The organism is uncultured Sneathiella sp. (genome assembly GCF_963976355.1).
Taxonomy (GTDB): Bacteria; Pseudomonadota; Alphaproteobacteria; order Sneathiellales; family Sneathiellaceae; genus Sneathiella.
This window is the reverse complement of record NZ_CAXBKA010000012.1, coordinates 1-15,741: the sequence shown is the minus strand read 5'-3', so window position 1 is coordinate 15,741 and position 15,741 is coordinate 1. Positions and strand designations below refer to the sequence as shown.

Annotated in this window: 15 protein-coding genes and 4 pseudogenes; 11 read left to right on the top strand and 8 right to left on the bottom strand. The window is 48.2% G+C overall.

All coding sequences use genetic code 11. From position 1 onward, the window contains the following. Nucleotides 1–27 precede the first annotated feature (27 nt). The 10 genes from AAC599_RS19010 to AAC599_RS18965 all read left to right on the top strand — a co-directional run bounded on the left by AAC599_RS19010 (nucleotide 28) and on the right by AAC599_RS18965 (nucleotide 9,436). On the top strand, nucleotides 28–705 hold the full coding sequence (locus AAC599_RS19010; protein WP_340151975.1) for a response regulator transcription factor: 678 nt from the start codon (nucleotides 28–30) through the stop codon (nucleotides 703–705). Continuing rightward, the gene (locus AAC599_RS19005) at nucleotides 692–2,047 is read left to right on the top strand and encodes a HAMP domain-containing sensor histidine kinase (protein WP_340151974.1); all 1,356 of its coding nucleotides are present in this window, start codon (nucleotides 692–694) and stop codon (nucleotides 2,045–2,047) included. The genes AAC599_RS19010 and AAC599_RS19005 overlap by 14 nt, the downstream gene beginning before the upstream one ends. Before the next feature lie 79 nt (nucleotides 2,048–2,126). Further along, entirely contained in the window at nucleotides 2,127–2,738 is a 612-nt protein-coding gene (locus AAC599_RS19000; RefSeq protein WP_340151973.1) for a phosphatase PAP2 family protein, read from the top strand. 189 nt (nucleotides 2,739–2,927) lie between these two features. After that, nucleotides 2,928–3,293, top strand: a complete 366-nt coding sequence (locus AAC599_RS18995; protein ID WP_340151972.1) for a PepSY domain-containing protein — start codon at nucleotides 2,928–2,930, stop codon at nucleotides 3,291–3,293. 225 nt (nucleotides 3,294–3,518) lie between these two features. Continuing rightward, a complete protein-coding gene (mprF, locus tag AAC599_RS18990) occupies nucleotides 3,519–6,164 on the top strand; it encodes a bifunctional lysylphosphatidylglycerol flippase/synthetase MprF (RefSeq protein ID WP_340151971.1) in 2,646 nt (881 codons plus the stop codon). 41 nt (nucleotides 6,165–6,205) lie between these two features. Next, nucleotides 6,206–6,718 carry a DUF1003 domain-containing protein gene (locus AAC599_RS18985; RefSeq protein ID WP_340151970.1) on the top strand — a complete coding sequence of 171 codons (513 nt, stop codon included), beginning with the start codon at nucleotides 6,206–6,208 and terminating at the stop codon, nucleotides 6,716–6,718. Between the two features lie 144 nt (nucleotides 6,719–6,862). After that, nucleotides 6,863–7,405: a Chromate resistance protein ChrB gene (locus AAC599_RS18980; protein ID WP_340151969.1), complete on the top strand. Its 543-nt coding sequence runs from the start codon at nucleotides 6,863–6,865 to the stop codon at nucleotides 7,403–7,405. Nucleotides 7,406–7,649: 244 nt separating this feature from the next. Next, entirely contained in the window at nucleotides 7,650–8,399 is a 750-nt protein-coding gene (locus AAC599_RS18975; RefSeq protein ID WP_340151968.1) for a hypothetical protein, read from the top strand. Further along, on the top strand, nucleotides 8,396–8,614 hold the full coding sequence (locus tag AAC599_RS18970) for a hypothetical protein (RefSeq protein ID WP_340151967.1): 219 nt from the start codon (nucleotides 8,396–8,398) through the stop codon (nucleotides 8,612–8,614). The genes AAC599_RS18975 and AAC599_RS18970 overlap by 4 nt, the downstream gene beginning before the upstream one ends. 105 nt (nucleotides 8,615–8,719) lie before the next feature. Next, nucleotides 8,720–9,436, top strand: a complete 717-nt coding sequence (locus AAC599_RS18965) for a phosphatase PAP2 family protein (RefSeq protein WP_340151966.1) — start codon at nucleotides 8,720–8,722, stop codon at nucleotides 9,434–9,436. 809 nt (nucleotides 9,437–10,245) lie between these two features. Here the strand turns inward: AAC599_RS18965 and AAC599_RS18960 are convergent. Then, a pseudogene (locus AAC599_RS18960) lies at nucleotides 10,246–11,085 on the bottom strand (IS110 family transposase). Nucleotides 11,086–11,193: 108 nt separating this feature from the next. Then, nucleotides 11,194–11,331, bottom strand: a pseudogene (locus AAC599_RS18955) (transposase); the annotation flags it as partial. Between the two features lies 1 nt (nucleotide 11,332). Between AAC599_RS18955 and AAC599_RS18950 the strand changes: the two are divergent. Further along, a pseudogene (locus AAC599_RS18950) lies at nucleotides 11,333–11,479 on the top strand (IS110 family transposase); the annotation flags it as partial. 412 nt (nucleotides 11,480–11,891) lie between these two features. Here the strand turns inward: AAC599_RS18950 and AAC599_RS18945 are convergent. The 6 genes and pseudogenes from AAC599_RS18945 to AAC599_RS18920 all read right to left on the bottom strand — a co-directional run. Then, nucleotides 11,892–12,509: an SCO family protein gene (locus AAC599_RS18945; protein WP_340151965.1), complete on the bottom strand. Its 618-nt coding sequence runs from the start codon at nucleotides 12,507–12,509 to the stop codon at nucleotides 11,892–11,894. Nucleotides 12,510–12,513: 4 nt separating this feature from the next. Beyond that, on the bottom strand, nucleotides 12,514–13,074 hold the full coding sequence (lspA, locus tag AAC599_RS18940; protein ID WP_340151964.1) for a signal peptidase II: 561 nt from the start codon (nucleotides 13,072–13,074) through the stop codon (nucleotides 12,514–12,516). Next, nucleotides 13,067–14,425 carry a peptidoglycan DD-metalloendopeptidase family protein gene (locus AAC599_RS18935; RefSeq protein ID WP_340151963.1) on the bottom strand — a complete coding sequence of 453 codons (1,359 nt, stop codon included), beginning with the start codon at nucleotides 14,423–14,425 and terminating at the stop codon, nucleotides 13,067–13,069. Before AAC599_RS18935 ends, lspA begins: the two co-directional genes overlap by 8 nt. Next, nucleotides 14,422–14,889, bottom strand: a complete 468-nt coding sequence (locus AAC599_RS18930; protein ID WP_340151962.1) for a copper chaperone PCu(A)C — start codon at nucleotides 14,887–14,889, stop codon at nucleotides 14,422–14,424. Before AAC599_RS18930 ends, AAC599_RS18935 begins: the two co-directional genes overlap by 4 nt. 10 nt (nucleotides 14,890–14,899) lie before the next feature. Next, on the bottom strand, nucleotides 14,900–15,505 hold the full coding sequence (locus AAC599_RS18925) for an SCO family protein (RefSeq protein ID WP_340151961.1): 606 nt from the start codon (nucleotides 15,503–15,505) through the stop codon (nucleotides 14,900–14,902). Further along, nucleotides 15,502–15,741, bottom strand: a pseudogene (locus AAC599_RS18920) (disulfide bond formation protein DsbA); the annotation flags it as partial. The gene AAC599_RS18925 and the pseudogene AAC599_RS18920, both read right to left, overlap by 4 nt.

The following is a 15,741-nucleotide window of genomic DNA, read 5'->3' as shown; positions in this document are numbered from 1 at the left end:
TTTTTCTTCGAAAGCGTAGTATAAAATATGCGTATTCTATTAGTTGAAGATGATCAAAAAACTGCAGATTATGCAAGTAAGGGATTCCAGGAAAATGGTCATATTTGTGATGCGTTGGATAACGGTCACGACGGTCTCTTTCAGGCTACTCGAGAAACCTATGATGTAATTGTGGTTGACCGCATGTTGCCAGGACTAGATGGTTTGTCCCTTGTAAAAGCCGCACGTGCAGCAGGTATAAAGACGCCCGTGATATTCTTAACTTCGGTAGGTGGAGTGGATGACCGTGTTGAAGGCTTAGAGGCAGGAGGTGATGATTATCTGGTAAAACCATATTCATTCTCTGAGCTTCTTGCCCGAGTAAATGCTATCTCTAGACGACCACCCGTACAAAGCCAGGTAACAAGTTTACGTGTCCATGATTTGGAAATGAATTTGATCAACAGACGGGTATCACGGGCTGGGGTGGAATTAGATTTACAGCCCAAGGAATTCAGCCTTCTAGAATTTCTCATGAGAAATGCTGACCGGGTCGTTACACGAACAATGATGTTGGAGCAAGTATGGGATTTTCATTTCGATCCAAAGACAAGTGTGGTCGAAACCCACATTAGCCGCTTGCGGGCAAAAATTGATAGGCCTTTTGATGTAAATTTGCTGCACACGGTTCGCAGCGTTGGATACTCTCTTCATGCTCCGCGCTAATTTTAATTTAAGCACTCCTTTCAGGCTGGCTCTTTCCTTTGTAGCTCTATCATCTGTAACGTATTTTATCGCAGGTTTTATCGTTTATGATTCATCAAAGCGAGAAATCGCTGAAATTTATGACCATCGTGTAGCTCAACTATTTCAGGTTCTCTCAGGTAATAACGAACAAGATTTGATTAAGAGTATAACTCAGCGGATCGCGGTTGATAGAAGCCGTGATACTATACTTTTATTGGCTACTCAGGACGGGAAATTTATTGTCGGTAATATGCCTGTAATTCGCAGTAAAACGGGTGTGTCCGTTATCACTGGTGATGAACTCGGTTTTAATCAAGATTATCAGTATCGCCTGCTAGAAGGAATTGTAAATGGTAACCGACTGGTTGTCGGTGTGAGCAATGCTGAAATTGATGAACTGGGCGAAGTGTTATTAAATAGTTTTGGTTGGGCATTATTTGTTGCAGCCGCACTTGCGGCAACCGGCGCGATCTCGGTTGCAATACGAGCGAAACGAAGGTTAAACGCACTTAACGAAACGATGGAACAGGTTTCTGCGGGTGACTTAACTGCCAGAATTCCTCTGCTCGGAAATAATGATGATATTGATCTGATTTCTGCAAAGGTGAATGCTGCTCTTGAGCATCTTTCAGTTGCAGTCGAGGGCCTTAGACAAGTCAGTTCTGATATTGCTCATGACCTTAAAACGCCACTCAATCGTCTAAAAATAATAATAGAGGCAGCCCTCGACAAAAGTGAAAAGGGAATAAATGTTGAGGGTGAATTAGAGGCTGCTGCTCGCGAAAGCGACCAGATCAATGAAACCTTTTCTGCTTTGCTCCGCATTGCTCAAATTGAATCTGGCGCAAGAAAATCCAGGTTCTCTCTGGTTGACGTTACGGAAGTTTTAGAGAAAACGGCAGACATCTATGTAGATGTAGCAAGTGATGCGGGCATGAAATTAAAATGTGTTTCAACTCAATTGGAAAAGGCTGAGATATTTGGAGATCGGGAGCTGTTGACCCAACTATTTGCAAACCTATTCGAAAACGCCATACGACATTGTCCTGTGAATACGCAAATAGAATATTTCATGGTTCTTGGTCAGAACACTGTAACCGTCAGCATTATGGATGATGGACCTGGCATACCAGAGCCAGAACGAAAGGTTGTTTTACGGCGTCTGTATCGCCTTGAGAAGAGTCGCACGACAGCGGGTTCTGGCTTGGGACTTAGCATGGTCAAAGCAATCGTCGATCTCCATGACGCAGAATTGTCTCTTGAAGACCACCAGCCGGGCCTGGCTGTAGCCGTGAAATTTCCCAAGATTAATCCAGAATAATAGATTGCGTTGGCTGCGCTGATTCTGGCAATCAAACCGTTTAATTTTGTATCCAAGAGCTTTTGCTGAAAAGATAAAGATGGAAACTTACTTCCCGATGAATATGACTTTGTTTCATTTTATTAACGCTTCTGAAACACCGATCGCCCTCACCGTTGTCATTGCAAAAGGCTTCGCCATTCTTTCTCCGTGGGTAGCGATGTCATTAGCAACCTTTTACTGGTTATTCGGAACGTCTGGTCAGCGGCGATCCTTAATGATTGCAGGCATTTCGCTCAGCTCGGGTCTGGCTGCAAATTTTCTTTTCGCAACTTTGACGTATGCGCCGCGTCCTTTCGAGCTCGGCGTTGGACAAATATTATTAATTCATGCGGCGGAAACGTCATTTCCAAGTGATCATGCTACGTTTTTATGGGCTCTGGGTTTTGGTTTATTGGTTACGAGGCAGTTACGCGTTCTCGGAATTGTAATCTCCATGCTTGGATTAGCGACAGCCTGGGCGCGAATTTATGTAGGAGTGCATTTTCCGTTGGATATGGCTGCTTCATTTTTAATTTCTGTTCTATCTGCAGTACTGGCACGAGCGTTGGCTGGGAAATTTGATAGCTTCTTATTTCAGCCGTTAGAGCAGATTAACTCTCATATAGTATGGGTTATTAGGCATTCATTTACAAAAAATCGCGACGAATAATGGGCATTCCTTGAGTATGTTGGTCTGGCTTAGGAAATGGGCTAAAATTATTCAAATTCGGACGTCACAAATGTCAGTTTTTAAATCATACAAAATTGTAAATTCGACGAAAAACTTCCGCAATATCCTGTTCCCATATTCATTGTAGAGGGACACAAAATGTGTTTCCGCAAATTAAAGGAACGAGACATGAAAAAACATATGATCATAGCAGCTGCGATTGTTGCCACCGGGCTTGGTGCCGGAACAATTGGAACAGCCTTGGCTTCCAGTGGAACGAACGATAAGGATATTGCCGAGTTACAGGCCCAACAATCTGCAAAGCTATCAATCATCGACGCTATTAATGTAGCGACCGCAGCGCAAAAGGGCACTGCATCAGAAGTATCATTTGATATTGAAAAAGGGCTGTCTGCTTATGAAGTAACAGTCGTTTCCTCTGATGGTTCTGAGCATGAAGTAAAGATTGATGCGATGTCCGGCGACATCATTAAAATTGGAGCTGCCAACGACAAGGATGGCGAAGACAATGACGGTGATGAAGACGATGACTAGTTTTTAAACGTAGTTTCATCAGTTATTCTAGTTAGCGAAAAAAATCGCTCGGTGAAAAATATCACCGAGCGAATTCGTTTGTAAATTTTCGAGCTAAATACAATGGTCTCGATTTAGTGATTTTGATTAGTTTCGTATTAAGCGTCTTCCTTGAAATTAAAGTGGTTGTAAGGCAGTCTAAAATTCGTTCTCAAGATATATATTTATAGGAAATGGTGAGTGAGAATGGGTTCTAATAGATCACCCAAGAAACCATTAAAAGAGTTTCCTCTTTTTGCATTTTTAGGAATGCATGGTTCAATAGTAGTTTCATTTTTACTTTTTGGATTGGGTGCTTTTGCCATATATAAAATATTGACCTCAGTCAATATTCATGACGTTGTTGCACAGCTTCATCAAATTGCACCATCTGCCATCGCTCTGGCAGTGTTCACGACTTTAGCCGGGTACTTGGCGCTTGTCGGGTACGACTGGTCAGCTCTTCGCTTCATCGGCAAGTCGGCGCCGCTACCTACTCTTATTTTCGGATCTTTTACCGCTTATGCAATGGGGAATACAGTCGGATTGTCGGTATTCTCCGGCGGGGCGGTTCGTTATCGATTTTACCGGGGGCTTGGCCTTGATACCTCGGATGTAGCTGTTGTCTCAACGTTTTGTGCAATGTCGTTTGGCATAGGAGTTACTCTTGTAGGTTTTTCTGCATTAATTTATCACCCTGCGGCACTAAGTCCCATACTCCCTATTTCACAGGAAGTGATCCGTTGGGCGAGCTTAGCTTTATTATTATTGATAATTGGCGTTGGGCTGTGGAGCTCGATTTCAAAACATTCTTTTATGCTTGGACGATTTAGAATAGGTCTTCCGGAACCGATTAGCTTGGGCGCCCAGGTTTTATTTTCTCTCGCCGATATCCTGCTGGCAGCAACGACACTCTATATCTTACTGCCAGATGCATTGGCTATCCCATTTTCAATATTTGTCGCTTTGTTCGCGGCGGCATCAGTGGCAGGTGTTTTGAGCCATATTCCCGGCGGTATCGGTGTTTTTGAAGGGGTTATGATTGCAGGTTTGTCAACGTCACCGGAATTGGTTCCAGGGGTTGCTGCTGCTCTGCTTGCGTATAGAGCAATATATTACTTTCTTCCTTTTATATTATCTTTGATGATTTTGGCCGTGCTAGAGGCCGTTCAAAATAGCCGTATAATCACTGCAAAATTTCTTTCCGACAATGCACTGGGAAGCCTAATCCAGTCAATGCAGCCAGTCATGGTTATAGGCTTGTCGGCTCTGATATTTATTGGCGGCGCTATTCTTATACTCAATGGCATTATGCCAATACCGAAAGAAATTCTCTTAGAAGTTCAACCTATTGTTTCAACTTCGTTTTTTGAGGTCTCAAATGTCATCGTTGGTGTAATAGGTGGAGTACTCGTCATCCTTGCCAATGCCTTGCGGCGTAAGGTTCGAGCCGCTTTATGGCTTACCTTGGCATCGCTTTTGGTAGCAATACTTTCATTACTTGCACAGCGTCTAGATTATGATCTAGCAGCCTTCTTGCTCTTCATCGCAGCACTTATGTGGGTTTCGCGTCATAGTTTTTACCGTAGATCGAGGCTGACGACAGAAACATTTTCGAACCAATGGCTGGTGTTAGTCGGGGGCTTGTTTTTTTCAGCATTCTTACTTTTTTTGTTCGCGCATGGTGACATGCGATATCAGCACCATAATTGGTGGGACTTCGCTTTTGATCGCAATACACCCCGTGCCATACGGGTATTTGGTGCGGCAGCAATTGGCAGCTTGTTGATCTTGCTGGCAATGGCGCTACGTCCGGCTAAAGGTGCGAGAGGGCAGAGGGGCGAGATAGACTTTACTCTCATTGAGACTGTTATTGATCAACAAGAAAATCCAGACGCTAAATTTGTTTTTACCGACGATAAGGAGGTCCTGCTATCTGAAGATAAAGATGCCTTTATCATGTACGCGAAGCAGGGTCGCAGCTTTATCTCGCTCGGCGATCCTATCGGCAATCATTCATCCTTTGCAGCCTTGATAGACGACTTTGTTGATCTCGCAGATCGCGAAAATTGCCGCGCCGCGTTTTACCAGGCGGGGTCCAAACTCCTTCCCGTTTACATCGATATTGGCTTCACAATGAATAAACTTGGTGAAGAGGCAATTATTTTACTTGCGGAATTTGGGTTGGAAGGGTCAAAGAACAGAGATGCGAGGCAAGCTAATAACCGGGCGGAACGAGAAGGGCTAAATTTTGACATTTCTGGGCCACCGCATAGTGAAGGTTTGTTGCGCCAATTGAACTTTATTTCTAATGAATGGCTGTCATTAAAGAATGCTCAGGAAAAATCTTTTTCTCTCGGTCGCTTCGATGAGTCTTACCTTCAGTATTTCCCGCTGGCGTTGGTAAAAAAAGGAAGTGAGATCGTCGCGTTTGCAAACATTATGCAAACAAAAGCAGGCGGCAACGCAACCATTGATTTAATGCGTCATTCCTCTGATGCCCCGGCCGTGACAATGGATTATTTGTTCATCCGTCTGATGTTGCAATTGAAAGAGGAAGGATATCGGGAATTTTCGCTCGGTATGGCGCCGTTGTCAGGCTTGGAACAAACGAGGCACAAACGGCTTTGGGATCGTCTTGGCATCACAATCTATCACCTTGGTGAGCATTTCTATAATTTTGAAGGGTTGCGTGCCTATAAAAACAAATTTGGGCCAGAGTGGCGTCCGCGTTACATGGCGACATGGGGGGGCGTTGACCCGCTGCTGGTGGCGGCAGATGTCAATATGATTGTGAGCGGGGGCGTTTTCGGCGCTATTGGTTTTCATGCCCACCATTCGCATGAAGAATAAACAGGCGAACATCTAAACGCCGATTTCTTTTGGAGAGTATGATGGACGATACGATTAAGGAGATGGCAAGAAGGCTACTTAACACTGGTTATGACGACTTATTGCCTCATGAGCAAAAAGTGCTAAAGCGGATTGCCAAGCGAATTGCAATCTCGGTAAATATCAACACGCGGTTTCATGCTAACCTAACGTTTGGGCGACGCATGGCGGATAGTGTCGCTGCTTTCGGTGGGTCCTGGTCATTTATTATATTGTTTGCCGTTATTCTAATTGCATGGGTATCAATGAATGTGTGGCTCCTTCCGCGTGTTGATGCTTTTGATCCCTACCCCTTTATTTTTCTTAACTTGATCTTATCAATGCTGGCCGCAATTCAAGCTCCAATCATCATGATGTCGCAGAATCGGCAAGCCGCCAAGGATCGCGTGGAAGTAAATCACGATTATGAAATAAACCTCAAGGCAGAACTTGAGATCATGAGTCTGCACGAAAAAATCGATGAACTCCGTCAACATCTGATGGAAGCTATTATTCAAAAACAAACTGAACAATAGAAGAGCTAAGACAACTGTCGCAAAGTTTGAATAAAAAAATCAAATAAATAACGGCGGCAATTAGAAATTAGTTCAATTTCTATCAAGATATTTGTGCTGAATTAATTAATTGACATGTAACGATCGTAACAATATAAAAGAGTCATGAAAAACATATCATGGCTTTTGCTCACCTATAAAGTCCCGCCGGAACCTGCTGCTAAACGTGTTTCTCTTTGGCGTAAACTTAAAGGTATGGGCGCTGTCTATATACAGAATGGTGTCTGCCTTCTGCCCAAAACAGATGATCATGTCCGCCGCCTCAAGATGCTGGAGAATGATATTTTCGAGGCAAACGGTGAATCGGTGATCCTCGAAACTGTCGCTCTCGATCCGACACAGGAGACTAAAGTTCTAACTCGCTTTAAAGCCGAGAGGGACGATGCCTATGAGGAGTTCATTGATAAATGCGATGATTTCGAACGTGAGGTTGCCAAGGAAGTGACAGCCAACCATTACACGTATGCTGAACTTGAAGAAAATGACGTCGATCTGAAGAAACTTCAGAACTGGCTTGCGAAAATACAGAAGCTTGACTTCTATGGCGCTGAACGGGCGACCGAAGCGCAAGGACGGTTGAAGGGATGCGTCGCGGTTCTCGATGACTACGCGCGTATGGTCTTCGATGCCCATGATGAAAACAAGTGAGGATTAGAAAATGAAAGCATATACTTCATACTTTCCTAGCATTATCAGCCAATTTGCGCCGCTTACACCTGACGACTCCTTCTTAAATACGCTTTTCGCATGGCTTGATCGGCAACGGCAGCGTGTTCGCCTGTCCGAGTTGGATACTCGATTGCTGAACGACATTGGTAAGAGCCGACTTGAAGCTGTTAGGGAGGCTCAGCGGTGGTCCTGAGACAACATAACTATTGCGGAGCCACCTGCAATGCTTGAATGGTCAACAGCAGCCCCTGCCATCAGCGCCGCATTTCTGGCATCAGTTGTCGAAGTTGTGGAAGCCTTCACGATCGTGTTGGTTGTCGCCACCTTACGCGGCTGGAAGCCCGCCATGATAGGGACGGGGGCGGCGCTACTTGTGCTCGGCACAATTGTTCTGACGCTTGGCCCATTGTTAAACAGAGTGCCTCTCAATGTTCTGCAGCTCGTGATCGGTGTGCTGTTGCTGCTTTTTGGCATCGGCTGGCTGCGCAAGGCTTCACTTAGGGCGGGAGGAGTTATCCCGTTGCATAACGAAGATGCAATCTTTGCCGAAAAAACGACGGAGTTGAACGCCGAAGTCAACCGGCAGAAAACGTCGCTGGACTGGATTGCCGGGATCGCGGCATTCAAGGCGGTTTTGCTGGAAGGGCTTGAAGTTATATTCATCGTCATCGCAGTCGGGTCAGGACGCGGCCTCCTCTGGCCCGCCAGCCTCGGCGCACTTGTGGCCTGCGTGCTGGTGCTGTCGATTGGAGCCATAGCGCATCGTCCACTCTCCCGGGTTCCGGAAAACACACTCAAATTCGGTGTCGGCGTCATGTTGTCTGCATTCGGCGTGTTTTGGACGGGTGAGGGGCTGGGTGTGGACTGGCCCGGACATGATCTGGCGTTATTCGCTTTTGGCGGTTTCTTTCTTATCGCAGGCTTGGTTGCCGCCCGAATGGTCAGGCACCCAAACCTGGAGGGAACGCGATGAATGTGCTTAAAGATGTTTTTGTGGAATTGTTCAGTATGTTTGTCAGTGACGCTCGTCTGACTGTCGCCATCATTGCAATAGTTCTGATTGCCGCAGCATTGATATTTGAAACCAACATGCCTTCGCTTGTAGGTGGAGTGTTCCTGTTGTTAGGTAATATTGTGGTTTTTTTTCTAAGTGTCCGCCACGAAGCTAGTCGCAAAAAAAACTCGTAGTTTTGAAATCTAACGTCGTGATCGCAGATCGGAATGTGCAGGAAACGCCCCTACAACACTAAAATCACTGACGGGCATTCTCAAGAATTACGAAAGTACCTCGCTATGAAACCGCAATCACAAGAAACTTACTATGACATTAGGTGGGGCCGTCACATTCTACTAACAATTGCGGCTATTTTGCTTATTCCTTACCTCGTCAGAATAAGTGGACTAGATTATTCAGTAGCGCATGCATTTTATGATGGACAAAGCTGGCTGATCGAAGCGCGGCAGCCTATACTTCGTTTTCTATTTTATATTCTTCCGAAATGGCTGTTGGTTACTTTCGCCAGCTGCATGCTTATCCTATTGGCGTTATCTTTCTGTGTAAAGGGTTTGCGCCGGTTTCGCTCAAGACGGCAATTATTCATTGTCCTCTGCGCAGCTCTTGTTCCTCTGATTGTGGGTGCGGGTAAAAAACTAACTAATATTTATTGCCCTTATCAGCTCGAGGAATTTGGCGGATCCTTTAAAGAGGGCCCGATTTTCGATTTCATTAGCGCTAAGAGCGCTGCCTGTTTTCCTGCAGGTCATGCATCAGGTGGCTTTGCGCTGTTGTTCCTGGTGCCTCTCGCGAAACCGGGAAAGCAACGTAATACGGCTCTCATCTTCGCTCTCATCGCCGGTTGGGTTATGGGTGGATTTCAAATGTTGAACGGTCGGCATTTTCTCTCTCATACGATCGTTACTATGCTTCTCGCTTGGATTATTGTCGTCGCCGCTCATTATTTAATTATTGGACAATCGCAGGAAAATCGAGGGCTCAAGCGCAAAAAATAACACGGTGAGATGGCATGCCACCCTAAGGGCTTCGAAGCCGGGATTGTGGGCCGCATTCTGGAATGAGCAAGCTATACGCCAAGAATTGCCGGGATTTCTGATAATGACACCGCTTTCTATTCTTTCGGATTAAACGACAATCGAGACTGTCCTTCTTGTGTCCGGTTCGTTCATCGCTCTGATAACGGAATTGCTCAACAAGGCAATCCTCGTGCAATTTGACGTATCCACGAGGGTTATCGTAAGGGATTGCTTTCTAGCGCAATCTGGTTCAGATAAATAAATTCCAACTCTGTGTTCTGCCCACCCTGCATCTGATACAAAAAGTTTGTGATTTTCTAGGAACTTGTGGAGGTAACGGAGATGGCCAAGAAACGATATACCTATGATGGTGGAAAAACCTTACTGCGTCAGATGGCTTTGTCATGTATGGACGCCTCCTGAAATGCAAGAGATTTCTGATTTGGTGGCGGGACGGGTTTGCAGTCATGTATCCGGCCTTTTGTTGCGGTGCTTTGACCTCTGGCCCTTCTGTGGTTGCCGCAGATTATGCAAGAAGTATTTTGAAGCATTTGAAAAGTGATTGAGTGCAGTCTTCTGTGAGGCCTTGAATTGCGGCCATTTCAGAAGCCACGGGCCGGTATGGTGATCCGCGGATCAGGTCCAAATCTGATGAACGAGCTCGGATTGGCTCGTGGGCCAGCACTGGTTTTCCTGCTCCAGATCTATTCAATCATTTCGCCCCTGCAGGTCGTCGACTTCTCACCCTCCCTTTCACCGGCTTTGGCTTGTCGTGCGTTGTATCATTGTCAGGCAACGACAGCCTTTGCCGGATCCCGGTAGTCCTCATCCTTTGTCAGCAGGGCCCAGATCATCCGCGCCATCTTGTTGGCCAGGGCAATCGCGACGAGCATCTTCGGTTTCCTTTCGAGTAGCCGCGCCAGCCACGAGCCTTCCGGGATCGATTTGCGACCCAGCCAGTTCAGCCGGGACATCGCCCCGATAATCAACAATCTGCGGATATCGGCTTGCCCGGCTCTGGAGATGCGGCCCAATCGCTCCTTGCCCGCAGAGGAATATTATCGGGGAACAAGACCCAGCCAGGCCGCGAAGTCCCTGCCGCGTTTGAAGCGCGCCATGTCAGGTGCGAAAGCTTCGACTGCCAGCGCGCTGATCGGGCCGATCCCGGGCATAGTCTGCAACCGTCGCGCCACATCTGCCTCCGCCGCCAATAGCTGGACCCGTTTCGTCTTTGCGCCGATCCGCACCGTCATCTCCGAGATCTGGTCAAGAAGGTCGTGGCATTCCTCACCAACCAGATCCAGCAAGTCGCAACCGGGATCATCAAGGATCGCCTTCACACGGTTGAGGTGTCCAATTCCCTGCGGGATCGTGTATCCAAACTCGTAGAGATGCGATCGCAACGCCTTCACCAGTTCCGTTCGCTGGTGAACCAGCCTCTCCCGACTCCGGAACAGCACGGCTCGCGCCTGTTGCTCCTCCGATTTAGGCGCGGTGAAGCGCATCTCGGGTCTCTGCGCCGCAATCACGATTGCCTCGGCATCGGCCGCATCGTTCTTCTGCCGCTTCACGAACGGTTTGACATAGCGTGGCGGAATCAGTTTCACCTCGTGCCCCAGCCGGATCATCTCCCGCGCTGTCTTGTTGGCCATAGCGACGAGGACGACATTGGTTGGTCGACGGGCGAGAAGTTGATCGGCCCACCCGGTATCTGCTTCTGGTCTCGCGCGGTGCCAACGCAGCACAGTTCGGGCGCCGTGCACAAGCAGACGCCGAATGTACCCATCTCCCCGCTTCGATATTCGTCCCAGCTTGTTCTTGCTGCCGTCACCGATCGTCGCTACCAGGGCCGTCGCGGTGATCACGCCAACCCCTCTGGGCCGCATCACAAAGATGAGTAACCGGCGTTTGCGAAAGTTGCTTGTTATCGGCGCCCATTCAGCCCTCTACAGCATCAAGTCGGGCAAAACTGATACTCCACTTGCCGTATAGGTTTTATTGCATTTAGCAAAAATGCCTTTCTAGCTCGTTGCCGTTGCTCTGGCTAACAAAATGGCATGTATCGCAGGGCGGTTATGATGCAAAACACAATATACCAGCCGACGCCCAAGGGGATTGCTTCGAAAATGGCATAATTGAAAGTCATGAATAGAAATTGCCCTGTGGGCATTCACAATTGGCGGAGTGAGAAAGTGATGATGTGAACCCAAGGCGAAATGGAAGTCGTCAGGACTGAAAAACCCGAGGTGCTGTCTTGCGTCTCTCAAGCACGATAGTCTGAGAGGGATCAGCTCCAGCGAAAAACATCAGGGCCCGCGGTTGTCGGATAAAAGCCGCATTTAAAGGCCGGAGACATGGCCGCAACCAGCCGCCGGAAAACATCACATTTTTACCTTGCCATAGAAGCGCCATCCAGACATGACAACAAACCCGTTTATTGCAATGCTCTTCGTATTTTTGGAATAGCATTCTCTCTAGGCTCGTGGAAATCAATGATGCTGACAAACTCTCCGCGAGCATCAAAGACGAATACGCCGGCGGTGTGGTTCATGGTATAACCATACTCGGTTGATACTCGTTCGTATTTCACCCGAAATCCTTCGGCCGCTTTGGCAATCTCATCACGCGAGCCCGTGTAACCAACGATGGCGGGGTGGAAATTGCTCACGTAGTCAGCCATTGCCTGAACCGTGTCCCGTTCGGGGTCAACTGTAATGAACGCTACTTGCAACGGGGAGACATCGTCGCCAAGACCTTGCAACCATCCTGTAATGTCGGTGAGGGTCGTCGGGCATACATCGGGACAATATGTGAACCCGAAGAACACGAGTGTCGGGCGGCCAATCCAGTCCTCCGGCCCGATCTTTAATCCCGAATGATCAGTCAGTTGGAAATCCATCTCATAAAGAGGAAGAGGCAAGACATCGGAACGAACCGGTCGCTGAGGAGCTCCGGGTCCGTCCGTATGCCACCAGCCGAACAGCAATGTGGCGGCAAGTGCACTGGTAGTGCCCCCGATAGCTAGCGCCACATTGCGTCGCGAGACGGTCATATCTTCATTCATCCCCTATAGAAATATTATGTGATCTTGTTTTTCGAGCTATTTTGTCACTATGTGCAACACCTAGCTCACTTCCAAATTTGGGTAGGAGAAAACATATTACGCCGATTGTAATAAATACATCCGCGCTGTTGAAAACAGGCCAATAGTATGGGTCGATATACAAACTAAGAAAATCCGTCACGGCTTCGTTTCGAACGCGGTCAATGACGTTTCCTATGGCCCCTCCGATGACTAAGGCGATCCCAATAACCTCGTTCATGCGTTGAACATGCCACAGCCACACAATGAGTAATCCAACGATGCTGATGGCCACCCCTGACAAGATTTTAGGGCCCCAGACTCCCGGTTCACTAAACAGACCGAAGCTCATGCCGCTATTAAAAACAAGTACGAGATCGAAGAATGGCAGGATAGGGATTCGACGCGGCGGGTTCATGACGATTGTTGTCACTACCCACTTCACCGCTAAATCAGTAATTGACAAAAGACTGGCGGCTGTCAAGGCACAGGTGAAATTACGGATAGGTTTCCTCCTTTTGCAATATCTATCCATTTCTTGGCCCCGTTTTCGGGAGATCGGGCTTACTTAGCGCTTCGTTTTTCGAGCCGTTGAGTTCCAGTGCCGATAACAGCTTGGCTGTTGCCTTCCTAAATCGCACAAGCTCGTTGCCAGTCAACACTCGCTGTGGAGGTAAGTTGATTGTCATAGGGTTTACCTGCTTGCCATCCTGCAGGACCTCGTAATGCAAGTTAGGACCGGTCGTCAGGCCGGTAGCGCCTACATATCCAATAATGTCGCCTTGCTGGACGCGATCCCCTTTTTCAAGGTTGTCGGCATATTTGCTGAGGTGAGCGTAACCCGAAGCATATTGGTTGTCATGGCGGATGCTGATGTATTTTCCAAAGCTGCCGTTGCGTGTCCGACGGGTAACGACACCATCGCCGGCTGCGAACACCGGCGTGCCCCGCGGGGCGGCAAAATCAAAACCCTTGTGCATTCGTGCGTAGCCAAGGACCGGATGTTCGCGGTTACCAAAGAGCGAAGAGAGTTGCCCCTCATCAACCGGAGTCTTTGTCAGTCTGGTCTGAACGCTATTGCCATCGGCGTCGAAGTATCCGGTAAAACCGTCACTGGCCTTATAGCGGAAGTAGCTAAGCGTACGGTTGGCCAAGGTAAGCGAGACATAAACGAGTTTTCCCGTATGTTCTTCCCCAAAATCTCCATCGTCGAACTTTTCATAGCCCAAAATGAAGCGATTTCCTTCGCGGATATCGCGCTGAAAATCAATGGCTTTATCCAGAAGGCTGTATGTTTGCAACAGAACGGGCATCGGTGTACCTTGATCGCGCGCGGCCTCATAAAGACTTGCCGTGATCCTGCCTGACACCGAGATCAGACCAATATTGTGCTCGATCATTCGAGCTTGAGCGTCAAAGCTATTGTCGGCGGAGCGTTCGATAACGATAAGCCGATCAATCTCCGGGACTAGCGCCAAACTTCCAAGACGGCGTTCTGTAGCAGTTTTGTCGTCTGCCCGGAGACTCAATTTCAATTCCTGGCCCACCTTGAGCGCGCGGAGATCGATCATCGATTTCAAGCTCTCGCTGGCCGCACGGGCTTCACTGCCGGAGACGCCAGCCCTAACGAGGGCGCTCAGCAGCGTGTCTCCCGGCTTAAGAAACAGTTCAATTGTCTGCTCGCTCTTTTCTCGCCGGATAGACAAGTTGGCGCGCGTGCTTTTCCGCTCGTAATCGCCAGCATCAAATATCACTGGTGCGGATACTACCTCGACCAATGACTTGGTGTCGGAACTTCCTAAGAGTGACCCGACTGAAAGCATTATAGCCGTCCCGACACCCGCAACCCCAAGGCCGATAAGCCCATACATTTGATGGTGCTTCATTCCTCGGGTCCGGAGGCGCCCACGCTGTAGATGGGAACGGATATGTCGACTCGTCCGGCGTCCTTGAAGATCAAGGTCATCGAGAACTGATCACCTTTTCTCAGTGGCTGCTGCAGTTTCATGAGCATGACGTGCAGACCCCCGGGGGCCAGTTTGACGGAACCATTCGCCGGTATTTCCACGGGGCCGGCCGGTCCCATGCTGGCAACGCCGTTTTTCATCTCCATCCTGTGAACTTCCGGCATGGCGGAGACGGTTGTTTCAATTCCTGTAAGGATGTCGGTTGTCTGTCCTTCGTTCCTGATAGTTACGTAAGCAGCGGCCGGCCGTGACATGCCGATCGATGCGCGCGCCCACGGTGTTTCGATAATTAGATCTCCGAGCTGAGTCGGTTCAGCGAATGCCGGAAATGCAGAAGCAAGGAAGAAAAAGGCTAAGAAAAATGAATATAAAGCTTTTGACATATTTTAAATCTCACAATTTCTGTCGAAGGTCCGTGACGATTTCCTCCGGCGGCGTTCCATAACTGTATGTGCGAACGAATGCGCCATCGGGAGAAACAAGATACACTGCAGAGGTGTGCCCCATAGTGTAGCCGTCTGGAGCGGATTCATGCGGCTGTTTTTCGAAGTAGGCCTTGAATGATCCTGCTGTTTCAGCTATCTGCGGGCCCGTACCCGTCAATCCAACAATAGCTGGATGAAAGGCGGAGACATATTCCGCCATGGTTTCCAACTGGTCGCGATCAGGGTCGACGGAAATGAACAATGGCTTTATTGCTTTGGCGTCCGCCCCGAGTTGTTCCATCACACTGGCAAGATCGGCAAGCGTCGTCGGGCAGATGTCCGGGCAATTAGTGAATCCAAAAAAGACCAGAAGCCATTTGCCTCGGTAAGTTTGCTCCGTAACAGCATTTCCGCTTTGATCGGTCAGAGAGAAGGTCGGTGTAAAGGCGACCGCCGTGTTCTGCGATGAGTTATCCTCTATAAGGTGGCTAGCATCCTGAAAAATGTTTAGCCAAAGAAAGAGGACCAAACCAGCTGCGATGGCTCCCCAAAGGATAAGATGTACTGTTTTCAATTTTCTGCCACCACCGCCTTGACCATACTTTGCAATTGCTGAGCGCCAAATTGTGTTAGCGGCTTTCCGTTAACAAAAAACGTTGGTGTCTTGTTCACACCGATTGCACTTACATCCGCTGCGTCCAAATTCAAGGTGCCCACGACATCCGGCATCTTTGCATCCGACATTGCTTTCTCAATATCGAGGCCTATGCCTTCAAGAACCGTCCAGGCTCCATCCGCCGGACGTCCATG

Coding starts and splice junctions, on each gene's coding strand:
- mprF (WP_340151971.1), top strand. CDS start 3,519: ATGGGTTCTAATAGATCACCCAAGAAACCATTAAAAGAGTTTCCTCTT.
- AAC599_RS19005 (WP_340151974.1), top strand. CDS start 692: ATGCTCCGCGCTAATTTTAATTTAAGCACTCCTTTCAGGCTGGCTCTT.
- AAC599_RS18945 (WP_340151965.1), bottom strand. CDS start 12,509: ATGACCGTCTCGCGACGCAATGTGGCGCTAGCTATCGGGGGCACTACC.
- AAC599_RS18980 (WP_340151969.1), top strand. CDS start 6,863: ATGAAAAACATATCATGGCTTTTGCTCACCTATAAAGTCCCGCCGGAA.
- AAC599_RS18965 (WP_340151966.1), top strand. CDS start 8,720: ATGAAACCGCAATCACAAGAAACTTACTATGACATTAGGTGGGGCCGT.
- AAC599_RS18970 (WP_340151967.1), top strand. CDS start 8,396: ATGAATGTGCTTAAAGATGTTTTTGTGGAATTGTTCAGTATGTTTGTC.
- AAC599_RS18930 (WP_340151962.1), bottom strand. CDS start 14,889: ATGTCAAAAGCTTTATATTCATTTTTCTTAGCCTTTTTCTTCCTTGCT.
- AAC599_RS18985 (WP_340151970.1), top strand. CDS start 6,206: ATGGACGATACGATTAAGGAGATGGCAAGAAGGCTACTTAACACTGGT.
- AAC599_RS19000 (WP_340151973.1), top strand. CDS start 2,127: ATGGAAACTTACTTCCCGATGAATATGACTTTGTTTCATTTTATTAAC.
- AAC599_RS19010 (WP_340151975.1), top strand. CDS start 28: ATGCGTATTCTATTAGTTGAAGATGATCAAAAAACTGCAGATTATGCA.
- AAC599_RS18995 (WP_340151972.1), top strand. CDS start 2,928: ATGAAAAAACATATGATCATAGCAGCTGCGATTGTTGCCACCGGGCTT.
- AAC599_RS18935 (WP_340151963.1), bottom strand. CDS start 14,425: ATGAAGCACCATCAAATGTATGGGCTTATCGGCCTTGGGGTTGCGGGT.
- AAC599_RS18975 (WP_340151968.1), top strand. CDS start 7,650: ATGCTTGAATGGTCAACAGCAGCCCCTGCCATCAGCGCCGCATTTCTG.
- lspA (WP_340151964.1), bottom strand. CDS start 13,074: ATGGATAGATATTGCAAAAGGAGGAAACCTATCCGTAATTTCACCTGT.